Origin of the sequence: Albidovulum aestuarii (assembly GCF_029961185.1) — a bacterium.
Taxonomy (GTDB): domain Bacteria; phylum Pseudomonadota; class Alphaproteobacteria; order Rhodobacterales; family Rhodobacteraceae; genus Albidovulum; species Albidovulum aestuarii.
Map to the genome: position 1 here is coordinate 146,316 of NZ_JASBQQ010000007.1, position 18,840 is coordinate 165,155.

At 62.6% G+C, this 18,840-nt stretch carries 21 protein-coding genes and 1 pseudogene; 7 read left to right on the forward strand and 15 right to left on the reverse strand.

Annotation, left to right across the window (positions count from 1 at the left end):
- The 5 genes from QKW60_RS15810 to phnN are packed head-to-tail and all read left to right on the forward strand — an operon-like array spanning nucleotide 1 to nucleotide 4,001.
- The gene (locus QKW60_RS15810; RefSeq protein ID WP_282370101.1) at nucleotides 1-1,086 is read left to right on the forward strand and encodes a carbon-phosphorus lyase complex subunit; all 1,086 of its coding nucleotides are present in this window, start codon (nucleotides 1-3) and stop codon (nucleotides 1,084-1,086) included.
- Nucleotides 1,083-1,955, forward strand: coding sequence for an alpha-D-ribose 1-methylphosphonate 5-phosphate C-P-lyase PhnJ (locus QKW60_RS15815; protein ID WP_282370102.1), 873 nt, complete (start codon nucleotides 1,083-1,085; stop codon nucleotides 1,953-1,955). The genes QKW60_RS15810 and QKW60_RS15815 overlap by 4 nt, the downstream gene beginning before the upstream one ends.
- Nucleotides 1,956-1,999: 44 nt before the next feature.
- Nucleotides 2,000-2,764: a phosphonate C-P lyase system protein PhnK gene (gene phnK / locus QKW60_RS15820; RefSeq protein WP_282370200.1), complete on the forward strand. Its 765-nt coding sequence runs from the start codon at nucleotides 2,000-2,002 to the stop codon at nucleotides 2,762-2,764.
- 3 nt (nucleotides 2,765-2,767) lie between these two features.
- Nucleotides 2,768-3,451 carry a phosphonate C-P lyase system protein PhnL gene (gene phnL, locus QKW60_RS15825; protein ID WP_282370103.1) on the forward strand — a complete coding sequence of 228 codons (684 nt, stop codon included), beginning with the start codon at nucleotides 2,768-2,770 and terminating at the stop codon, nucleotides 3,449-3,451.
- Nucleotide 3,452: 1 nt separating this feature from the next.
- Nucleotides 3,453-4,001: a phosphonate metabolism protein/1,5-bisphosphokinase (PRPP-forming) PhnN gene (phnN, locus tag QKW60_RS15830; RefSeq protein WP_282370105.1), complete on the forward strand. Its 549-nt coding sequence runs from the start codon at nucleotides 3,453-3,455 to the stop codon at nucleotides 3,999-4,001.
- Here the strand turns inward: phnN and QKW60_RS15835 are convergent.
- Nucleotides 3,983-4,651, reverse strand: a complete 669-nt coding sequence (locus QKW60_RS15835) for a DUF1045 domain-containing protein (RefSeq protein WP_336619170.1) — start codon at nucleotides 4,649-4,651, stop codon at nucleotides 3,983-3,985. The genes phnN and QKW60_RS15835 overlap by 19 nt on opposite strands.
- A gap of 92 nt (nucleotides 4,652-4,743) precedes the next feature.
- Here QKW60_RS15835 and QKW60_RS15840 point away from each other — a divergent pair, with 92 nt between their 5' ends.
- Entirely contained in the window at nucleotides 4,744-5,886 is a 1,143-nt protein-coding gene (locus tag QKW60_RS15840; protein WP_282370109.1) for an alpha-D-ribose 1-methylphosphonate 5-triphosphate diphosphatase, read from the forward strand.
- A gap of 12 nt (nucleotides 5,887-5,898) precedes the next feature.
- Here the strand turns inward: QKW60_RS15840 and QKW60_RS15845 are convergent, their stop codons facing one another.
- The 10 genes and pseudogenes from QKW60_RS15845 to QKW60_RS15890 all read right to left on the reverse strand — a co-directional run bounded on the left by QKW60_RS15845 (nucleotide 5,899) and on the right by QKW60_RS15890 (nucleotide 14,434).
- Complete coding sequence (locus QKW60_RS15845; RefSeq protein WP_282370111.1) at nucleotides 5,899-6,567, reverse strand: class I SAM-dependent methyltransferase; 669 nt, start codon at nucleotides 6,565-6,567, stop codon at nucleotides 5,899-5,901.
- Nucleotides 6,564-7,799 carry a BtaA family protein gene (locus QKW60_RS15850; RefSeq protein WP_282370112.1) on the reverse strand — a complete coding sequence of 412 codons (1,236 nt, stop codon included), beginning with the start codon at nucleotides 7,797-7,799 and terminating at the stop codon, nucleotides 6,564-6,566. The genes QKW60_RS15845 and QKW60_RS15850 overlap by 4 nt, the downstream gene beginning before the upstream one ends.
- Nucleotides 7,796-8,620: a UDP-2,3-diacylglucosamine diphosphatase gene (locus tag QKW60_RS15855; RefSeq protein ID WP_282370114.1), complete on the reverse strand. Its 825-nt coding sequence runs from the start codon at nucleotides 8,618-8,620 to the stop codon at nucleotides 7,796-7,798. The genes QKW60_RS15850 and QKW60_RS15855 overlap by 4 nt, the downstream gene beginning before the upstream one ends.
- Before the next feature lie 188 nt (nucleotides 8,621-8,808).
- On the reverse strand, nucleotides 8,809-10,221 hold the full coding sequence (locus QKW60_RS15860; protein WP_282370115.1) for a pyridoxal phosphate-dependent decarboxylase family protein: 1,413 nt from the start codon (nucleotides 10,219-10,221) through the stop codon (nucleotides 8,809-8,811).
- A gap of 13 nt (nucleotides 10,222-10,234) precedes the next feature.
- A complete protein-coding gene (locus QKW60_RS15865) occupies nucleotides 10,235-10,606 on the reverse strand; it encodes a glutaredoxin domain-containing protein (RefSeq protein ID WP_336619173.1) in 372 nt (123 codons plus the stop codon).
- A gap of 78 nt (nucleotides 10,607-10,684) precedes the next feature.
- Nucleotides 10,685-11,737, reverse strand: a pseudogene (locus QKW60_RS15870) (PLP-dependent cysteine synthase family protein); the annotation flags it as partial.
- A 31-nt stretch (nucleotides 11,738-11,768) separates the two neighbouring features.
- Nucleotides 11,769-12,341: an OsmC family protein gene (locus QKW60_RS15875; protein ID WP_282370117.1), complete on the reverse strand. Its 573-nt coding sequence runs from the start codon at nucleotides 12,339-12,341 to the stop codon at nucleotides 11,769-11,771.
- Nucleotides 12,342-12,353: 12 nt separating this feature from the next.
- Nucleotides 12,354-13,589 (reverse strand): NAD(P)-binding domain-containing protein, encoded by a 1,236-nt coding sequence (locus QKW60_RS15880; RefSeq protein ID WP_282370118.1) that lies wholly within the window; start codon nucleotides 13,587-13,589, stop codon nucleotides 12,354-12,356.
- 28 nt (nucleotides 13,590-13,617) lie between these two features.
- Nucleotides 13,618-14,184 (reverse strand): OsmC family protein, encoded by a 567-nt coding sequence (locus tag QKW60_RS15885; protein ID WP_282370120.1) that lies wholly within the window; start codon nucleotides 14,182-14,184, stop codon nucleotides 13,618-13,620.
- A 97-nt stretch (nucleotides 14,185-14,281) separates the two neighbouring features.
- Nucleotides 14,282-14,434, reverse strand: coding sequence for a hypothetical protein (locus tag QKW60_RS15890; RefSeq protein WP_282370122.1), 153 nt, complete (start codon nucleotides 14,432-14,434; stop codon nucleotides 14,282-14,284).
- A 130-nt stretch (nucleotides 14,435-14,564) separates the two neighbouring features.
- On the opposite strand from QKW60_RS15890, the gene QKW60_RS15895 reads away from it, so the two are divergent.
- On the forward strand, nucleotides 14,565-16,136 hold the full coding sequence (locus QKW60_RS15895) for a winged helix-turn-helix domain-containing protein (protein WP_282370123.1): 1,572 nt from the start codon (nucleotides 14,565-14,567) through the stop codon (nucleotides 16,134-16,136).
- A 188-nt stretch (nucleotides 16,137-16,324) separates the two neighbouring features.
- On the opposite strand, the gene QKW60_RS15900 is transcribed toward QKW60_RS15895, so the two are convergent.
- From QKW60_RS15900 to rapZ, 4 genes are all read right to left on the reverse strand, one after another.
- Nucleotides 16,325-17,143 carry a lysophospholipid acyltransferase family protein gene (locus QKW60_RS15900; protein ID WP_282370126.1) on the reverse strand — a complete coding sequence of 273 codons (819 nt, stop codon included), beginning with the start codon at nucleotides 17,141-17,143 and terminating at the stop codon, nucleotides 16,325-16,327.
- Nucleotides 17,144-17,232: 89 nt separating this feature from the next.
- Complete coding sequence (locus tag QKW60_RS15905; RefSeq protein ID WP_263739448.1) at nucleotides 17,233-17,517, reverse strand: HPr family phosphocarrier protein; 285 nt, start codon at nucleotides 17,515-17,517, stop codon at nucleotides 17,233-17,235.
- Nucleotides 17,514-17,915 carry a PTS sugar transporter subunit IIA gene (locus QKW60_RS15910; RefSeq protein ID WP_282370127.1) on the reverse strand — a complete coding sequence of 134 codons (402 nt, stop codon included), beginning with the start codon at nucleotides 17,913-17,915 and terminating at the stop codon, nucleotides 17,514-17,516. The genes QKW60_RS15905 and QKW60_RS15910 overlap by 4 nt, the downstream gene beginning before the upstream one ends.
- Nucleotides 17,912-18,838 carry an RNase adapter RapZ gene (gene rapZ, locus QKW60_RS15915; RefSeq protein WP_282370202.1) on the reverse strand — a complete coding sequence of 309 codons (927 nt, stop codon included), beginning with the start codon at nucleotides 18,836-18,838 and terminating at the stop codon, nucleotides 17,912-17,914. Before rapZ ends, QKW60_RS15910 begins: the two co-directional genes overlap by 4 nt.
- Nucleotides 18,839-18,840 lie beyond the last annotated feature (2 nt).

Below are 18,840 nucleotides of genomic sequence, written 5' to 3' on the forward strand. Positions count from 1 at the left end.
ATGTATGTCGCGACAAAAGGCGGCGAGCGCGCCATTGACGCCGCACATGACTGGCTGGCCGAGGAACGACGGGGCGATCCCGCCGTTCCCGAACTCACCATCGCGCAAATCCGCGAACAGATGCGGCTCGCGGTCAACCGGGTCATGGCGGAAGGCTCGCTCTACGATCCCGACCTTGCTGCATTGGCGATCAAGCAGGCGCGGGGCGATCTGATCGAGGCGATTTTTCTCGTTCGGGCCTACCGTACCACGCTGCCGCGCTTCGGGTCGTCCCACCCGGTGGAAACCTGTGACATGGCGATCACCCGGCGCATCTCGGCCACGTTCAAGGACGTGCCGGGTGGGCAGGTTCTTGGCCCCACCTTCGACTACACGCACCGCCTGCTCGACTTCAAATTGATGGCCGACGGCGAGGCCCCAACAGCCGCCCGCAAGCCCGCCGATCCGGAGCCCGCGCCACATATCCTCGCCTTACTGGACCGTGACGGGCTGATGGAGCCGCTGGCCCACGACGGTGCCACGCCGCGCGACCTGACGCGCGAGCCGCTGGAACTGCCCGCCGACCGTCCTCTGCGCCTTCAGGCCCTGACGCGCGGCGATGAGGGGTTCCTCCTCTCGCTCGCTTATTCCACCCAGCGCGGCTATGGGCGCACGCATGCCTTCGTCGGCGAGCTGCGCATTGGCACCTGCGCGGTCGAGATGGAGATCCCAGAACTCGGCTTCGCGGTCGAGATCGGCGAGATCGAACTGACAGAATGCGAGACGGTGAACCAGTTCACCGGATCAAAGACCGAGCCGCCGCAATTCACGCGCGGCTACGGCCTTGTCATGGGGCAATCCGAGCGCAAGGCGATTTCCATGAGCCTCGTCGAGCGTGCATTGCGGTGGGAGGAACTGGGCGAGGAAAATACCGGCGCGCCTGCGCAGGATACGGAGTTTGTCCTCTACCACTCCGACAACATCCAGGCGACCGGGTTCCTCGAACATATCAAGCTGCCCCACTACGTCGATTTCCAGTCGGAACTGGAGCTTATCCGCAAACTGCGTCGCGCCGTCGCTCCTGAAAGACTGGAGGCCGCGGAATGACCGAACACGCCTACAACTTCGCCTATCTTGATGAGGCGACCAAACAGATGATCCGCCGCGCAATCCTGAAGGGGCTTGCCATTCCCGGATATCAGGTTCCCTTCGCCAGCCGCGAAATGCCGATGCCTTACGGCTGGGGTACAGGCGGCGTTCAGGTAACGGCCGCCTGCCTTACGCCCTCCGATACGCTGAAGGTCATCGATCAGGGGGCGGATGACGCCACGAATGCTGTGTCGATCCGCAAGTTCTTCGAACGCACTGCCCGTGTCGCAACCACGACCGCGACGGCGGAGGCGAGCGTCATTCAGACCCGGCACCGCATACCCGAGGAAAGGCTCAGTGAAGGCCAGATCCTCGTCTATCAGGTGCCGATCCCCGAACCGCTACGTTTTCTCGAACCGCGCGAAAGCGAGACCCGGCGCATGCATGCGCTGGAGGAATACGGGCTGATGCATGTGAAACTTTACGAAGATATCGCGCGGCATGGCGAGATCGCGACTTCTTACGCCTATCCGGTGAAGGTCGAGGAGCGATATGTCATGGACCCTTCCCCGATCCCGAAATTCGACAATCCGAAACTGTCGGGCATGGCCGCGATCCAGTTGTTCGGCGCAGGACGCGAACAGCGCATCTATGCTCTGCCGCCCTATACCGAGGTGGTGAGTCTCGATTTCGAGGACCACCCGTTCGAACCGATGAAGGCCGATCACGACTGCGACCTTTGCGGTGCGGGGGAGAGTTACCTTGACGAGCTCATCACCGACGATGCGGGCGGGCGGATGTTTGTCTGCTCCGACACCGATTTTTGCGCCGCCCGCCGGGCCGGGGGTCATCGCGGGCGTCTGGTCCCGGAAGGAGACGCCGCATGACTGCGCATGATCCCCACATCGGCGCGATGACTGCCGCAATCGATATGCCATTGTTGAGCGTCGGCGGACTGACCAAGACTTACGGCTCCGGGCGCGGCTGCGCCAATGTCAGCTTCGACCTGTGGCCCGGTGAAGTACTGGGAATCGTCGGCGAAAGCGGTTCGGGCAAGTCAACGCTGCTTGGCTGCCTTGCCGGGCACATACGACCCGATGCGGGCCGCGTGGTTTACGACCTTGATGGTCACGCCCGTGACACTGTCTCGATGGCGGAACCGGATCGACGGCGGCTGTCGCGCACAGAATGGACGTTTGTACACCAGAACCCCCGGGACGGGCTGCGCATGGGGGTTTCGGCGGGCGGCAATGTCGGCGAAAGGCTGATGGCCGTAGGTGCCCGGAATTACGGCGCGATCCGCGAGACAGCGACCGATTGGCTGGAACGGGTGGAGATCGCGGCCGACCGCATCGATGACCGTCCGCGCGCCTTTTCCGGCGGCATGCAGCAGCGCCTCCAGATCGCGCGCAATCTGGTGACCGGCCCCCGGCTGGTCTTCATGGACGAACCCACGGGCGGGCTCGATGTCAGCGTGCAGGCCCGGCTTCTCGACCTTCTGCGCGGCCTTGTCCGCGATATGGGCCTGTCGGTGATCATCGTCACCCATGACCTTGCCGTCGTCCGGCTTCTGGCCGACCGGCTAATGGTGATGAAGGACGGCCGCGTGATCGAAGAGGGGCTGACCGATCAGGTCCTCGACGATCCGCAGGCCGCCTATACCCAGCTCCTCGTCTCCTCCGTCCTGCAGGTGTGACCCATGATCGAGATCGAGAACCTGTCGAAGCATTTCACCCTGCACAATCAGGGCGGTGCAGTCATACCGGTAATGGCGGGGGCGGAACTCCAGGTCAGCCCTGGCGAATGTGTTGCGCTGACCGGCCAGTCGGGGGCGGGCAAGTCTACACTGATGCGGATGATCTATGGCAACTACCTTTCCGCGGGCGGGACGATCCGGGTGAACGGGACCGACATCACCCGCGCCACTCCACGCGAGATCATCCGGCTCAGGCGCGAGGCGCTCGGCTATGTCAGCCAGTTCCTGCGCGTCGTGCCCCGCGTACCGACCCGCGCGGTGGTGGCTGAGCCCCTGCTGGCCCTCGGAACTGATACCGCTACAGCCTATGCCCGCGCCGAGGAATTGCTAGCGATGCTCAACATCCCCGAACCACTCTGGTCGCTCTCACCCACGACCTTTTCGGGCGGCGAGCAGCAGCGCGTGAACATCGCCCGTGGCTTTGCCCATCAATACCCGGCGATGCTGCTGGATGAACCCACTGCTTCGCTCGACGTGAATAACCGTGAGGTCGTGCTGACGCTTATCCAAAAGGCAAAGGCGCAGGGTGCCGCGATCATCGGCATCTTTCATGACGAAGCCGCGCGGGCGCGGGTCTGCGACCGCGAGGTCGATGTGACCCGCTTCACCCCCGCGCAGGCTGCGTGAGATGGCGCGCTTTGGTCAGCTTGTCGCTCTTGTCGGTCCCTCGGGCTCAGGCAAGGATACGTTGCTGGCCGGTCTCGCCCGCGCCTGCCCCGACCTCCATGTCGCCCGCCGCACCATCTCGCGCCCGGCCTCGGCGGAAACCGAGCCCTATGAGAGTGTCATCCCCGAACAATTCGCAGCCCTCCGCGCGGACGGGGCCTTTGCGCTCCACTGGCAGGCGCATGGGCTTTTCTACGGAATCCGCCACCGGGAACTCGTCCCGCTTCAGGATGGACGGGTCGTCATTTTCAATGGCTCGCGCAGAGCGCTTCCCGGAATCATCGCCTATCAACCCGACGTCCGGGTCATCACGGTAACCGTGCCGCCCGACCTTCTCGCGGCCCGCCTTGCCGCGCGCGGGCGCGAGGATGCCGACGAGATCGCCGCGCGGCTGAAACGCACGGACCTTGCACTGGCGGGCCATCTCACCTCGGGCGTGGTGTGGAATGACGGCACGCCGGAGGAAGGCATCGCCCGGCTGGTCGAATTGCTTCAGCCGGTCAACGCGTGACGGGACATCAGATGGAACTGCCCCGCCTCATCCTCACCGAAAAGGCAGATATCCTCAATCCGGAAAGGCCCGGACAGATGAGGGCCGAACCAGGCGCGCGCGGTGGATTCGATTTCCGCCAAATCTCCGGTGACGGGTCCGGTCAGTGTCAGATGAAAGCGAAATTCTTCCAGCACGTAGGGATAGCCATAGGTGTCGAGCAGGGCCCGTTGCCGTGTCGTCAGGCTGTCCGGGCAGCGGCGTGCATACTCGGCCGCAGTCAGGGGGGCGCGGAAGGGCTCGAAGGCATCGATGATCCGGGCGGCCAGCGCAGCGATACCTTCGACAGGCTCGTCCGGAACCAGCGCAAGAAACCGGCCGATCCGGGCGACCGACAGCCCGCCCGCCGTGACCGGCGCGAGGGTCGCGGCGAGATCCGAAACTGCGGTGTTGAGTGCATCCGCGTCCGCCCCCTTCAACCGGAACGGTGGCTTCAGCGTGCCGTGAAATCCGTAACGGCGCGGCTCTGCAGTCAGCGCAGGCAAGTCGAGGCCGACGAAAGCCGGTTGCGCCGCGGCCCGGTCTTGCAAAGCGTCCCGGCCCAGCCAGGAAGCCGCCGCATCGGCAAAGGCGCCGTCCCTGGGCGCATAGTAGATCGCATAGCGTGTCATCACTCTCATTCAGCTCCAGTCGCACAGACATGTCACCGCCATGTGACATTCTCCTGCCACAGAAACGCTGACCAGACCGAACGGAGCCAGCAGTGACCGAAACCGTCCTTGCCAATGCCAAGATCGTCCTTCCGACGGAGGTCATCTCCGGTTCGCTTGCCCTGCGGGACGGGGTGATCACCGACATCGCCCAAGGCGCAACGGTCCTGCCCGGCGCGATCGATTGCGAAGGCGATCTGGTGATGCCCGGTCTGATCGAACTGCATACCGATAACCTGGAACGCCACATCCAACCCCGGCCGGGCGTTGACTGGCCGCATGCCACGGCAATCCTTGCCCACGATGCCGAGCTTTGCTCGGTTGGCATCACGACGGTCTTTGACGCGCTTCGCGTGGGTTCTGTCTTTTCCAACGACCGGTCGCATTATGGGGAATATGCCCGGCAGGTCGCCAGTGAACTTTTGGACCTGCGCGACCGCGAGGCGCTGAGGATCAGCCACTTCATCCATCTGCGCGCTGAGGTCTGTTCCGAAACGCTGATTGACGAGCTGGAAAAGTTTGGCCCGGATGACCGGGTTGGTATCGTCAGTCTCATGGACCATACGCCGGGCGAGCGCCAGTTCCGAGATGTGGAAAAACTGCGCGACTATATCTGCGGCAAACACGGGCTGTCGGCGGATGAGTTCTCGGCCCACGTCGCCAGCCAGATCGCTTTGAAGGAAGAGGTTGGCGCACGTCACGAAGCGGCTGCTGTCGCGGCTGCGCGCCGTTACGGCGCTGTACTCGCGTCACACGACGACACGACCTCCGATCAGGTTGCCTGTTCGGCCGCGCATGGCGTTCATTTTGCCGAATTCCCGACCACGGTCGAGGCAGCGGACGCCTGCCGCCAACAGGGTATCGCAGTGATGATGGGCGCGCCCAACCTGATCCGGGGCGGTTCGCATTCCGGCAATGTCGCAGCGCATGTCCTGGCAGAGGCGAACCTGCTCGACATCGTCTCATCCGACTACGTTCCCTCGTCGCTTCTGGGCTCGGCTTTGTTCCTGGGTGACCTCTGGGGCGACGTAGCGCGCGGCATCCGTACCGTTACCGCCCATCCGGCCGAGGCCGTCGGCCTGAGTGACCGTGGGCGACTGGAACCCGGTGCGCGCGCCGATTTGATCCGGGTGCGGCGCACAGCCGGATCTGGCGCGGTACATGGCGTCTGGGTGTGGGGTGTACGAGTCGGGTAAACCGGGCGGACCTCAGAACTGAGCCCCGATTTCGCGCCGCCGCATAAGAACCCCTGACTGGGCATAACCGCGATAGAGACTTTCTGTTTGTGCCGTGCTGCCGGTTTCGTCGGCGACGCAGGTCAATACGCTGCCAAAATCATCTCGCGGCGTGACGTGGAACTTGCGTAACCAGGCCCGAAGGCCGGTGCGGAACCAGTTGGGCAGGCCAGACTGTGTGCCAAAATCGACAATGTGCAACTCCCCTCCTGACGCAAGATGCCGCGCCGCCTCAGCCAGTGCGCCGTGCCAGTCAGGTATCATCGACAGGCTGTAGGACAGGACGATGCGGTCGAAACCTGCGACACCGAACAGCCGCGCTGAATCGAACCGGCAGGCATCTGCTTGCGCCAGAGCCGCCGTGCCATCGAGCTTCGTTCGCGCCGAGCGTAGCATCTCCTCCGAGATGTCGAGCCCGTAAAGTCGGCATTCGGGATAGGTCCGGCCGATCCGGTCGAGGTTGCGCCCGGTACCGCAGGCAATCTCCAGTATCCGCGATCCGGGTGGTGGCGCGAGACGGGCAATGAGGCGGTCGCGGCCCAGAAGGTAGTAGCGGCGCGTCAGATCATAAAACAGCCTCTGGTGCCGGTAGGTGGCATCCATTAGCGCTGCGTGGGCAAGCGAGTTCTCCATTCCGTTCATGCCTTCAGCCGGTAGAGGTGAACGCCGCCATAGATCGCCGACCGGTCGGTCGCCAGCGCCGCCTTCGACCGTTCAACGTCGTAGTCCCAGCGGGCAAGGGTCGCTGCTGAAACCCGGCCGGGCAGGATGTCGGCCGCTCCTCCAGTCCTGAACAGGACCCGCGCACCTGGCGCGGCTGTCCGGGTGATCTGTTCCCAAAGTGCGTTCAACTGGGCGTCCGTCATCCAGTCCTGCGCATCGAGCAGGACATAGCAATCCCGTGAGGCCGCCTTTTCCGCGGCCAACAGATCGGTCAGCGAGCGGTTCGTTACCCGCACCCGAGAGGCAGCGTCGCGAAGTCCCGCGAAGTTCTCAGGCGAGAGATAGGGAGGGACGGCGCGGTTTTCGGCCTCGGCATAGCCGCGGTGGAAGGCCTGCCAGGCGAAGTAGTTGTCCGAGATCGGAAAATCGCAGATGAGCTTGCGGGTGCGTTCGCGCAGGACGGGTATCACATCGCCCCCGGCATCGGCGGCAAGTTTTTCGTACTGCGCTGGAGGGATGCCGAGGCCAAAGAGCGACGCCCGGCGGCGGGCGAGGAAACGGATGAGCGGCTTGTCGTACAAAGGTGCGATGCGGGTATCGAAAAAGGTTCGCTGCTCGTCCAGCGTCCGCGCGGACAAGAGCGGTCGGAAATCGACACCGCCAAGACGCGCGATCAGATGCACCGCCGCGATGAACCGGCCCAGCAGGCCGAAACGATAAAAGCCGCGTTCGAACATCGCGATGCGGCGGCGCCCATAGGGGCGCGCCTCCCAATAGCGCCGGGTTTCGGCATCGAGTGCGGGCGCAATCAGGCGGTCATAGACGGCGGCGTTGCCCTTGCAGTCGGCCCGACCAAAGAATGCATAGAAACTGGAATGGTCGGGCAGTGTGAAGGCAGCCGCGATCTTGAGCTTCAGGAGCGCGACATGGGCGGGCGAGAGATCGACGGCGGTGATAGAACGGGGATGCGCAGTCAGATAAGACATCACGTTGCAGCCGCCCGACGCGATGCAGACCATGCGGTCTTCCGGGCAAAGATCCAGCGCGACCATATCGGCGACCGGGTCTTCCCATATCTGGGGATAGACGAGGCCCTCGAATAGCCGCGCAAAGATCCGCTCCAGCAAACCGGTCGTGCTCAGCGCGGAATTCTGGTGAACGGCCGAACCGATCTGGTCGGTGAATGCCGGGGAATAACTAATCTCGCTCATGCGGCCTCGCGTTTTTTCCGGCGCTGCGCGCGCCGATTGACGAATGATGGATTGAGGATGTTCCGGGGGGCGAACTGTGTACCAGCACGCGTCTCGGAGGCCCAGTCGATCAGGTGCAGTGTCCCGTCGTCCCGCTCGACGACGGCAGTGCAGCTTTCGACCCAATCGCCCGTATTGACATAGTCCAGATCGCCGATCCGGCGCATATTTGCGCTGTGGATATGCCCGCATATGATGCCGTCATAGCCACCCCGGCGGGCCTCGTCCGTCAGGACCTGTTCATACTCGCTGATGTAGTTGACCGCGCGCTTGACCTGCTGCTTGGCCCAGTTCGACAATGACCAGTATTGCCCACCCCAAAGCCGCCGCGCCCGATTGAACCAGATATTCAGCCACAGAGCGAATTCATAGGCGCGGTCACCCACATGCGCGAGCCATCTGGCGTTCACGACGATCGAGTCGAACTGGTCCCCGTGTGTTACGAGGAAACGCCGACCATCGGCCGTGACGTGTTCGGCCTCTGCCACAACCTCCACCCCGCCGAAGTGCGTACCGAGATAAGATCGCATGACCTCGTCGTGATTGCCCGGAATGAAGATGATCGAGGCACCGTCATGCGCTCTGGCCAAAAGAGATTGTACCACGTCGTTGTGTGACTGTGGCCAGTGCCAACCACGGCGCAATTGCCAGCCATCGACGATGTCACCGACAAGGTAGTAGGCTTCGGCTTCATTCTGTTTCAGGAAGTCGAAAAGAAGCTCCGCCTGGCAGCCCCGCGTGCCTAGATGCGTGTCAGAAATAAATATGGTACGGAATTTCATATTCACCCCAACCTGTGGCGTTGTTGCGCCAAGATATGCTGGCGGCGCTACAGGATTGTGACGGACGCAGAACAGCGTGCACTAATTCCACCATGTTAAGTTTGTGGAACAAGCCCCCGGCGGTTCAAGTGGCCATGCTTCATCCACTGTGGGACCCGTTATCCGGCTCGGACGCTTGGATTGATGCTTTAAATCGGCGCGTCTATCAAAGGCCACAGTTCCTCGATCATATCCGCGAGATGCTTGGCGTGTGAGATGTCGGAGTCCTGAGACGTCACTGACAGCCTCAGGACGGTCCGCCCCTTCCACTCAGCCGTTTTGACGAACTGGGACTGCTGGGCGTTCAATCGTTCGGCAATCCCGAGGATTTTCCGGTGCTCGTTCTTTCGGTCGTGGCAACCGATAACGATTTGATTGAGTTCGACCTTGTTCAGGATCGAAAGTCCTTCGACCCGAATGATGCGTTCGGCCAGGTATGCGGCTGCATCACAATGACGATCGACCAGCGCGGCAACACCTTTGCGCCCAAGGCTTCGTATCACTGCCCAAACCGCAAATCCCATTGCTCGGCGCGACAAACCTGGCGTGTAGTCAGAAGGGTTGCGTCCGTCCTCATCATCCACGTTCAAGTAGCCTGCAGTTTTCTGCATCGCTCCTCGGTGGGTGTTCTGGTTCCGGACAATAGCGAAACCGGACCCATACGGAACCTGAAGCCATTTGTGTCCGTCCACGGACCAGCTGTCGGCAAGCTCTGCCCCTACCGTCAACCCCTTCTTGCTTTCAGTGGCCCTGGCCCAAAGACCAAATGCTCCGTCGACGTGCATCCATGCATCGTGCATACGAGCGATGGCCGCAATCCGTTCCAGGGGCTCGAATCCGCCCGAGTTTATGTGCCCGGCCTGCGCTACGATGATCTTCGGACCTTCGTACCGGGCAACAGCGTCTGCCAGATCCTCCGGTCGCATCAGCCCGTCGTCGTTTGACGGCAACCTGTGGATATTGGTGTCTCCAAAACCGAGCTGGCGTAGCGCCATGAAGTTTGTCACATGCGCGTCATCGCTGAGGAAGATGTGCACGACCGGCGCGCCCTGAAGTCCCAGTGCCGCGAAATCATGACCGCAACGCCGGAGTACCTCGCCACGTGCAGCGGCGAGACCGACGAATGCGGCCGTGGTTGCGCCACTGACAAAGCCGACCGAACTGTCGCGCGGCAGGTCGAGCAATTCCAGCAGCCACGCTTCAACCGCTTCCTCTGCAATCGCAGCGGCAGGTGAGGATTGGTAGATCGCCGCATTCTGCCCCCAGGCGGCGGTGATCCAGTCGGCGGCAACACCGACCAGGTTCGACCCGCCCATGACCCAGGCATAGAAGTTTGGGTCAGTATTGCCGACCAGACCCGGCTCCGCCGCCGCGATCAGTTCGTCGATCACCCGGGCGCCGGGATACCCGTCATCGGCGAGGGGCAGGCAGAAGCGTTCCCTGAGTGCGGTTGCTGACGCGGAGGCGCTGATCGGGTGGATTTCGTTCCGATAGTCCCGCGCGTAAGTCGCCGCGCGGATCAGAACATCGGCCGGGATAAGATGGGCAAGTGCCTGTGCCATGTCGGTCTCCGATCTACCGGGGATGCATCCATCCGGGCAGAAACCCGTAGGGATTAGCCGTCTTGCTGTCGTCGAAACTGAGGCCGATAGCGTTCAGCCTTTTAGCCATAGAGCCATCCTTGAACCCGTCGAAGGTTTCCTTCGCCCCGCCGACATGCGTACCGCCCACAAAAATTTGCGGAATGGTTGGTACGCCGGTCCTGACCCCCAGCGCGGCCCTGAGATCGCCGCCCAAGTTGTCCGTCTGCATCGCGGCGGCATCGAGTTCTACTGCGTGATAGGGCACACCCGCTGCTGCAAAGAGCTTGCGCACCGACCAGCTGAATTCACACCATTCCAGGACGAACATCACGACAGGATGCTGCGCGACGATCTCGTCAACCATCTCTGCGGCCTCAGGCTTGCAGGTCGGTGCGGCCGCAGAGGCCACGGGCGCGGAGGCTGCGTTGTCGAACCGGGCGCCGGGTGTGGACCGCGACAGCGCAATCTCATCGTCGCTCATTTCCTCCTCGATGCCATCGAACAGGACCGTGGACATGTAGCGTTCGCCGGTATCGGGCAGCATCGCAACGATGCGTGCGCCTTTGGGGGCGGTCTTCGCCACCTCCAGCGCGGCGGCGAAGGTTGCACCGGCGCTGATGCCGCAGAAGATGCCCTCCTGCGCTGCAAGATCGCGTGCCGCTTGCAGCGCGGCATTGCCGGCGACCGGCTGGAATGCGTCAATCGCGCCCGCGCTGACGGCGTCTTCGGCGAGTTTGGCGATGAAGTCCGGCGACCAGCCCTGCATAAGGTGGGGGCGAAACATCGGGTGACTGGCCGGGCGGCCGTCTGCATCCCGCTCCTGCGCGATTCCGCTCTGTATCAGCGGGACGTTGTCCGGCTCTGCCACGACGATCCGCGTCTTTGGGCATTCGGCGCGCAGGACCCGAGAGACGCCTTTCAGGGTGCCGCCGGTCCCGAAGCCCGTCACCCAGTAATCCGGGCCCTGCCCGCCAAAGGCGTCGACGATTTCCCGCGCGGTGGTGCGGGAATGCATGTCGGCATTGGCCTCGTTCTCGAATTGCCTTGCAAGGAACCAGCCGTGTTCGCGGGCCAGTTCTTCGGCCTTGGCGAGCATGCCCGTGCCCTTCTGCGCGGCGGGCGTCAACACGACCTTCGCGCCAAGAAACCGCATCAGCTTGCGCCGCTCGACGCTGAAGCTTTCTGCCATTGTGACGACCAGCGGATAGCCCTTGGCTGCGCAGACCAGCGCAAGGCCAATGCCGGTATTTCCCGACGTCGCTTCGACCACAGTTTGGCCGGGTTTCAATGCGCCCGATGCCTCTGCCGCCTCGATGGCCGCCAAAGCGAAGCGGTCCTTCACCGATCCGCCGGGATTGAAAGCCTCGACCTTGACGTAAAGCTCCACACCTTCGGGTGCGAGCCGGTTGATCCGGACGATCGGCGTATTCCCGATCGTGTCGAGGATGGAGCCGTAAAGCGCCGGGGCGGTTTGGAGAACGGGTTTCATCTGCATCTCTCTTATCCTTTTGATATAGCGTGTTCGGTCATGCAGCCGGGGCCGCACCCGCATCCGCGGCCATGTGGATTTCGTGGTGAACGACCTGCGCGTCGCGGAGCGCGAGGTACCAGGGGTCTACTGACAAGGCACGGTCAACGAGGTTCTGGACCGTGGCGCGGTCCTCGTCGGTGTCGATTTCGATCCGTATCCGAGATTCCAGCGGTGCAGCGGTGCGCGGGCTCAGCCCCATCAGCGCGGCATCGTCGAAATCGCATTCGATCGTTACATCGACCGACCGGAAGACGAGCCCTTCGCGCGCGGCCATCATCTTCACGCCGATAGCGACGCAACCGACGACACCGGCACGGGCAAAAAATCCCGGGCTTGGCCCGGCAGCGTCGCCACCCATGGCCCGCCCCATATCCATGGTCGCGTGATACTTGCCCTGCGCGGCGTGGCAGGTCAGGCCATCTTCGACCCGCCCACGTGTCACGATGGTATTGCAGGCGGCATCGAGGTCTTTGCGCATCCGGTCGATCACGACGGTCTGCGCCTGCCGGATCACCTCATCCCGCGCGGGCATCAGTGTCGTATCGTTATCGGGGTTCATCATGGTCATAGGTATCTCCTTTCAGGCCGCAGAGCGGCCGCGTGTGCAAAGAATGTGATCGGCAAGGGCGGTCGCATCGGCGCCGACGCCATCGATGAGGGCAGAGTTGCGCTGTCGCATGAACGGCAGGCCGAGGACGTAGAGTCCCGGAGCGACCAACCCTTCCCGGTGCATCAGCGCGCCCTTGCGGTCAAAGACCGGCAGGTGCAGCCAGCTGTAGTCAGGCCGGAACCCGGTCGCCCAAAGAATTGTGCGGATGTGGCCCCTGCCGAGATAAAGCGAAAGGCGCGATGAGGCGGGGCAGGGCGTTGCGGCAAAGCGTTCGACGGGGCCGACACCACTGAGGCCGGTGTCCTCGGCCCAGGCATCCAGCGTGTCGAGCAACCGGTTCATCTTCAGATCCGAGAGCGCGCAGTGATTGTGCAGCGCACCGGAAAAGAGCGCAGTGCCGTCGCGGACAGCGCTGAGACGACCGACGATCTCGACGCCTTGCGCTGCGAGGCTGCTCAGATCGCAAAAGCGCTGGGCATGAGAGCCGATGAGTTGCAAGGATGGCACCCGGCGGGCCCGGTCGATGTCATCGACCTCGTCGACCTGCATGGTTTGAATGCCTGCGCGATCCATCCACCACTGGATGTCCCGTCCGCGATAGTGGCGCGGCATGCGGATATGTTCACCGGCGGAAAGAATGACCTCATGTCCGGCGGCGCGGATTTCGGCGGCAAGCTGGACACCGGTTGCCGAGGCACCGACCACCAGAACGCCACCCGGCGCGAGTTGGTCGGGGTTGCGGTAGTCGAGCGCGGTGATCTGGTCGACCCGCGACGGGATATCCGCCGCCAGTGCAGGCACCGAAGCCACGTTGCAGGCCCCGGTGGCCAATATGAGCGTGCCACAGTTCCAGTCGCCCCGGTCGGTCGCAACACGGTAGCCGTTGTCGAGCCGCGTGACCGAGAGCACACGGGTGCGGTCCTCGACCGTTGCCCGGCTTGCGGTGGCGTAGTCGTTCAGGAAACGAGTAACCTCAGGCATCGACATGAAGCCGTCCGGGTCGTCGCCCTGATAGGCGAAGCCGGGCAGGCGGCTTTGCCAGTTGGGGGTCAAGAGCCGCAGGCTATCCCACCGCTCATGCCGCCATGAATTCGCGATCTCGCCACGCTCCAAGACGACATGGGGAATGTTGCGGTCCGACAGGCAGCGGCTCATCGCGAGGCCGGCCTGACCGGCGCCGATGATGAGGGTTCCAATGCGTTTCATGGGTCTTGCTCCTGTCGGACCGGCGGGGTCAGGCTACCGTCACGTTGACGGAAGTCGGGTTGGTGATGAGGTCGAAGACGGCCGAGCGCTTCTGCGATTGGGCAACGAGTGCGCGGATTTCATCGGCAGTCGCATCGGCGTCGATCTCAAAGCTGACGCGGATCGCGGAAAAGCCGTTGCGGATGTCCGGGTCCATGCCGAGGATGCCGCGCACGTCGATGTCGCCCTCGACGATCGCCCGCATGTGGTGCAGCTGGATGCCACGATGCTGGGCAACGGCGGCAACGCCACCCGACAGGCAGCTCGCCAGCGCGGCCAGAACGATCTCCGGTGGGGTCGGAGCTCGGTCTGCAGCGGCAAAGACTTCCGGATGGTCGCTGTCGATGCGAAAGGTTTCCTTGCGCTCATGGTTCTGGCCGAGGCCGAAGTAACCGTTGATCGCGTTGGTGCTGTGGGTGCCGTCCTTCCAGTCGCAGGTGCTGCGGAAAGTGAAAGCGGCGGCCTCGGGCATTTCGGCGAACGCGCCGCGCGCGCCGAGCAGGGCTTCGGTGTTGACGCCGTTCGATACGGGCTTGGTCATCGTGGAGGTTTGCATTTTCGTTCCTTTCGGGGGTCTTGTGTCTGTTCTTCTTAGGTTGAGGGGATGGCCGGATGCTCCGGCCGGAGATGGCGGGCCTTCTGGCCCGACGCATTCAGTGATGCCGTCCACCCAGTCGGGGCTTAGCAAATTGCTGGCTGCGTTCTGCGTACCAGCGGCGGGATGTGTCGTTCGGGATCAATCCCGAAAGCCCGTCAAAGCCGCTGCCATAGCCGGGCCTGCGGTCTTTCTTCATCATGTCGTCCATTTCACTTTCCTTCGTCGTTCCGTGCCCTTCCGGGCTGATGGGAAAGTAATACAGGCAGCTTTTGCTTGTGGTCTTGAGCAGGGGGTGGGTAATTTGTGGGGAAAGTCTGAGTTTCGGTGGGGAAGGTTTTGTGCACTACGCGTTCGACGGCTTCGCGCTAGACCTGAACCGTGGCGATCTTCGCCGTGGCGATGAGGTTCAGCCGGTCGAACCGATGGCCTATGCGGTGCTGAGCCATCTGGTGCAGAACGCCGAACGTCTGGTTGCAAAGGACGAATTGGTCGAAAAGGTCTGGGACGGGCGATTCATCTCGGACGCGGCCGTCTCGACAGTGATCAAGTCGCTGCGCCGGGTTCTTGGGGACGATGGCAAGCAGCAACGATACATCCGTACAGTGCATGGCCGGGGATTCCGCTTTGTCGCGGATGTCCGGATCGTTGCGCCTGTGGCCGTCGCCGAGCCGCAACCGCAAGAAACTGCGCAACCGTTCGAGACGGTTCCGGCGGAGCAAAAACCCTCGATCGCGGTCTTGCCCTTCACTCTGATCGGCAGTTCCGAGGTCTATTCTGCCATCGCCGACGCAATCCCGGGCGAACTGATCTCCACCCTCTCCCGCCTGCGCTGGCTAAAAGTCGTCGCGCGCGGGTCGAGCTTCCGGTTTCGCCCACCCTTGCAGGACTATGACGCGATCCGCTCCGCGCTCGGCGTGACTTATGTCTTGTCGGGTGAGGTGGAGATCCTTGGACCCGCGCTGGGCATCGCGGTCGAGCTTGTCGATGCGCGAACCTCGCAGGTCGTCTGGGGCGAGCGGCTTTCAGGTAAAATCCACGATGTACATGACATGCGCGAACAGATCGTTGCGCTGATCATTTCGGCAATGGAACTGCACATCCCGCAACACGAGGCGCAGCTTGCACGGCTCAGGGCACCATCGGGACTCGATGCATGGTCGCTCTATCACATCGGCCTTCAGCACGCTTTCCGGTTCAACCGGGGGGACAATGCCCGTGCCGCTGACTATTTCCAGCGCGCGAACGAACTCGATCCACACTTCGCACGCGCCCATGCGGCCCAGTCCTTCGTCAGCTTCCAGGCTGCATTCCTGCGTTACTCGGCGGACCATGCCGCGGCAATCGACGATGCCAGGCGCCATGCGGAGCGGGCCGTAGAACTTGATCCCATGGACCCGTTTGCGAATTTCAACTTCGGTCGCGCCCACTGGCTCAGGGGCGATCCGGCGGCGGGGCAATCCTGGCTGGAACGGTCCTGCAGTCTTAGCCCGAGCTTTGCGCAGGGATATTATGCGCATGGCTGGGCCGATATCATGGCGGGCGACGGCCATGCTGCGCTTGAAAATCTCGAAAAGTCGATCAGCCTCAGCCCGCTCGACCCGTTCCGCTATGCAATGCTTTCGGCAAAGGGTATGGCGCACTTTCATATGGATGAGATGGACGAAGCGGCCCGTTGGGCGGATCAGGGCGCCCGAACCCCGGGGGCACATTACCTGATCAATGCATTCGCCGCTGTGATCAATGAGGCCACCGGTCGTCACGATCAGGCACGGTACTGGGCGCAGGAGGCGAAGGCGCGCCGCAAGGATGTGTCTGTCGAGGCATTCTTTACGGCGTTTCCCTTCAGGCACGCGGCCAAGCGAAAGGAATTGTCAGACGCTCTGGCCGCACTGAAATTTCCCGAAAGGTAGCCGATTCGGAAAAACGTCGCCGATGTGATGGCGTCATAATGCACAGTTGCTTTGGATGAGTTGGGTGCTGGACTTCGTGCAGCCCAAACACGTCAAGAGCCATTGTTTTCCCGACCAGTGCCCAATCGACGCGGCTTCATCGCACAAGTTCCTACGGCCGACCCTGAGCAATCGCTGTGCAGCGGTCTTCAGCGCGGTGGGTGTGCACCAAGCGCGAGTGTGGTTTCCCTGAGCCAGGCCAGCAGGCCGCGTGTGTCACTGGCGCGCGACTTCAGCTCTTCCGGAGTGATAGGCTGGCCAATGACCGGCGTTTGCGGCTTGTACAGCGCCTTGCGGATTTCGTGCAGCAGAAGTCCCTGACGGACGGTCGCCGAGATCTTGTCGGCCGCGTGGTAGAGCCGCGTATTGCGGCCCGGAAAGAAGATAGGCAGCACCGTCGCGCCCGAACGCAATACCATCTTCGCGGTGAAGGGGTTCCACTCAGGCTCTATCACTGGGCCGAACATGGTCTTGCTGGTCGCCACCTTACCCGCCGGGAAGAGGATGATAACGCCACCGTTTTTCAGATGCGCCATGCAGGTGTTCCGCATTTCAAGGCTCTGCTCGCGGGCGTTTTCCTCATGCGGGAACGGCACCGGTAGCATGAAATCCTCGATCTCGGGAATGCCGGTTAAAAGCGAGCGGGTCAGGATCTTGTAGTCCGTCCGTACCCTGCCGACGAGTTCGCCCATGATCAGCCCGTCAACCAGCCCGTGGGGGTGGTTTGCGACAACGACCAGCGGCCCCTCTTTGGGGATTAGCGCGACCTGTTCTTCGGGGGTCAGAACATCGATCCCCATGGCCTGCATCGCCTTGGTGAAGAAGGGCTGACCGAATGGTACGCCGGATCGCTCAAATTCCCGGATCTTGCGGATCAGGTGCAGTTTGCCCGTCATCCACTCTATCACGCGGATGGCACCCGCCTTGTACGGGTTGGTGAACGTGCCCGCATAGGAAAGACGCCGCATCTCATAGGGCTTCGAGGCGGCTTCGCGGCGTTCGTGCTGGGGCGTTTTGTGCAGTATTCCGGGGTCCTCCGATTGCGGGCCCGGTTGGCTCAGTAATCTTCCCCGAAGCGGTTGGCAACCAGCGCTTCCAGCGCCTCGGCGAGTTCCGCCGCGTCATTGCCGCTTGTCCGGACTTCGATCACCGTGCCCCTTGAAGCTGCCAACATCAAGAGCCCCATGATCGAATCGCCCGAAACGCTCATCCCGTCCTTGCTGACCTCGGCGCTGGCATCATGCGCTTCAACAACCTCAACGAACTTGGCCGAGGCGCGGGCATGCAGGCCCTTTTCGTTGACGATCTTCAGATTTCTCGCCGTCGCAGTGCCTGTTGTCATTGGCTGGCCTGTCCCGAACCCACATAGCAGTTGATGTACTTGCGCCCGGCATCCAGTGCCGAGGCGGCCGCCTGCGGCACTGTCAGGTGGCGCGACTTTGCAAGCTTGATCAGCATTGGCAGGTTAGCGCCATAAAGAATCTGGCGGTCATCACTGACGCAGGCGCAGAGGCTGAGATTGGAGGGTGAGCCGCCGAACATGTCGGTAACGACAACAACCCCCTCGCCGGTATCAACGGCGTCGGCGGCGGAACAGATCTCTGCCTGTTTGGCGGCGCGGTCATGATCTTCCTCGATCGAGATCGCGCGGATGCCCTGCTGCTTGCCCACGACATGCTCAACCGCGGAAAGATATTCCCGCGCCAAGCCGCCATGTGCGACGATCACGATCCCGATCACGCCTTCTCACCTTGTACAGAATCCGGAGCCCCACCGCCCCGCCGTTCCAATTCACGGTGCCTCTTAGACACCCGCCAACCAGCCTCCGCAAGCGCTTTGGCCATTTTTTCCGCAACGGCAACCGACCTGTGTTGCCCTCCGGTACATCCAAAACCGACCGCAAGGTGGCTTTTGCCCTCATCGACCTGCGCCGGCAGGAGCAGCAGGAGCAGGTCACGGACCTGATCGAAAAAGGCCGAAAAGCGTTGATCCGATTCGACGTAGTGCACAACGGCTGGATCACGACCGTCCAGTGAGCGCAATGCGCCTTCCCAATGCGGGTTCTTCAGAAACCGGCAGTCGAACATCATGTCGAGCCCGCGCGGCACGCCGCGCTTGTACGAAAAGGAATGAACAGAGACAGCGATCTGGCTTGTCTGCCCCTTCCCGAAGATCCGGGCGATCTCGGCCTTAAGGTCGTGGGGTGATTGATCGGTTGTGTCGATCAGAATCTCGGCCCGTGCCCGGATCGGAACCAATAGGTCGATCTCACGCGCCACCCCTGCGGCGGGAGTTTCGGCGTCAGCTAACGGATGGCGACGCCGGGTTTCGCCGTAACGGCGGACGAGTTCATCGGGCTGACAGTCGAGATAGAGAACCTCCGGCGCGGCATCGGGCAACCGGGTCAGCCGGTCGATCAACTCGATCAAAGCGGTTGCCGAAAAATCGCGGTTGCGAACGTCAATGCCCAGCGCGACTGGCCGTCCGAGCGGCGGGCCGTCCATGAGGCGGGGAATGAGGCTGAAAGGAAGGTTATCGATCACCTCGTAGCCCAGATCCTCCAACGCGTGAATCGCGGTCGAACGACCGGCCCCCGAAGGACCCGTGACCAGCACGATCCGCTGACCACCATTTGCACCCGTACCGTCCGTCAATCCCGCCATCT

Coding starts and splice junctions, on each gene's coding strand:
- phnL (WP_282370103.1), top strand. CDS start 2,768: ATGATCGAGATCGAGAACCTGTCGAAGCATTTCACCCTGCACAATCAG.
- phnK (WP_282370200.1), top strand. CDS start 2,000: ATGCCATTGTTGAGCGTCGGCGGACTGACCAAGACTTACGGCTCCGGG.
- QKW60_RS15815 (WP_282370102.1), top strand. CDS start 1,083: ATGACCGAACACGCCTACAACTTCGCCTATCTTGATGAGGCGACCAAA.
- QKW60_RS15835 (WP_336619170.1), bottom strand. CDS start 4,651: ATGACACGCTATGCGATCTACTATGCGCCCAGGGACGGCGCCTTTGCC.
- QKW60_RS15860 (WP_282370115.1), bottom strand. CDS start 10,221: ATGGCACAGGCACTTGCCCATCTTATCCCGGCCGATGTTCTGATCCGC.
- QKW60_RS15865 (WP_336619173.1), bottom strand. CDS start 10,606: ATGGTTGACGAGATCGTCGCGCAGCATCCTGTCGTGATGTTCGTCCTG.
- QKW60_RS15905 (WP_263739448.1), bottom strand. CDS start 17,517: ATGACAACAGGCACTGCGACGGCGAGAAATCTGAAGATCGTCAACGAA.
- QKW60_RS15885 (WP_282370120.1), bottom strand. CDS start 14,184: ATGCAAACCTCCACGATGACCAAGCCCGTATCGAACGGCGTCAACACC.
- QKW60_RS15810 (WP_282370101.1), top strand. CDS start 1: ATGTATGTCGCGACAAAAGGCGGCGAGCGCGCCATTGACGCCGCACAT.
- QKW60_RS15845 (WP_282370111.1), bottom strand. CDS start 6,567: ATGAACGGAATGGAGAACTCGCTTGCCCACGCAGCGCTAATGGATGCC.
- rapZ (WP_282370202.1), bottom strand. CDS start 18,838: ATGGCGGGATTGACGGACGGTACGGGTGCAAATGGTGGTCAGCGGATC.
- QKW60_RS15890 (WP_282370122.1), bottom strand. CDS start 14,434: ATGGACGACATGATGAAGAAAGACCGCAGGCCCGGCTATGGCAGCGGC.
- phnN (WP_282370105.1), top strand. CDS start 3,453: ATGGCGCGCTTTGGTCAGCTTGTCGCTCTTGTCGGTCCCTCGGGCTCA.
- QKW60_RS15875 (WP_282370117.1), bottom strand. CDS start 12,341: ATGACCATGATGAACCCCGATAACGATACGACACTGATGCCCGCGCGG.
- QKW60_RS15855 (WP_282370114.1), bottom strand. CDS start 8,620: ATGAAATTCCGTACCATATTTATTTCTGACACGCATCTAGGCACGCGG.
- QKW60_RS15900 (WP_282370126.1), bottom strand. CDS start 17,143: ATGCGGCGTCTTTCCTATGCGGGCACGTTCACCAACCCGTACAAGGCG.
- QKW60_RS15880 (WP_282370118.1), bottom strand. CDS start 13,589: ATGAAACGCATTGGAACCCTCATCATCGGCGCCGGTCAGGCCGGCCTC.
- QKW60_RS15850 (WP_282370112.1), bottom strand. CDS start 7,799: ATGAGCGAGATTAGTTATTCCCCGGCATTCACCGACCAGATCGGTTCG.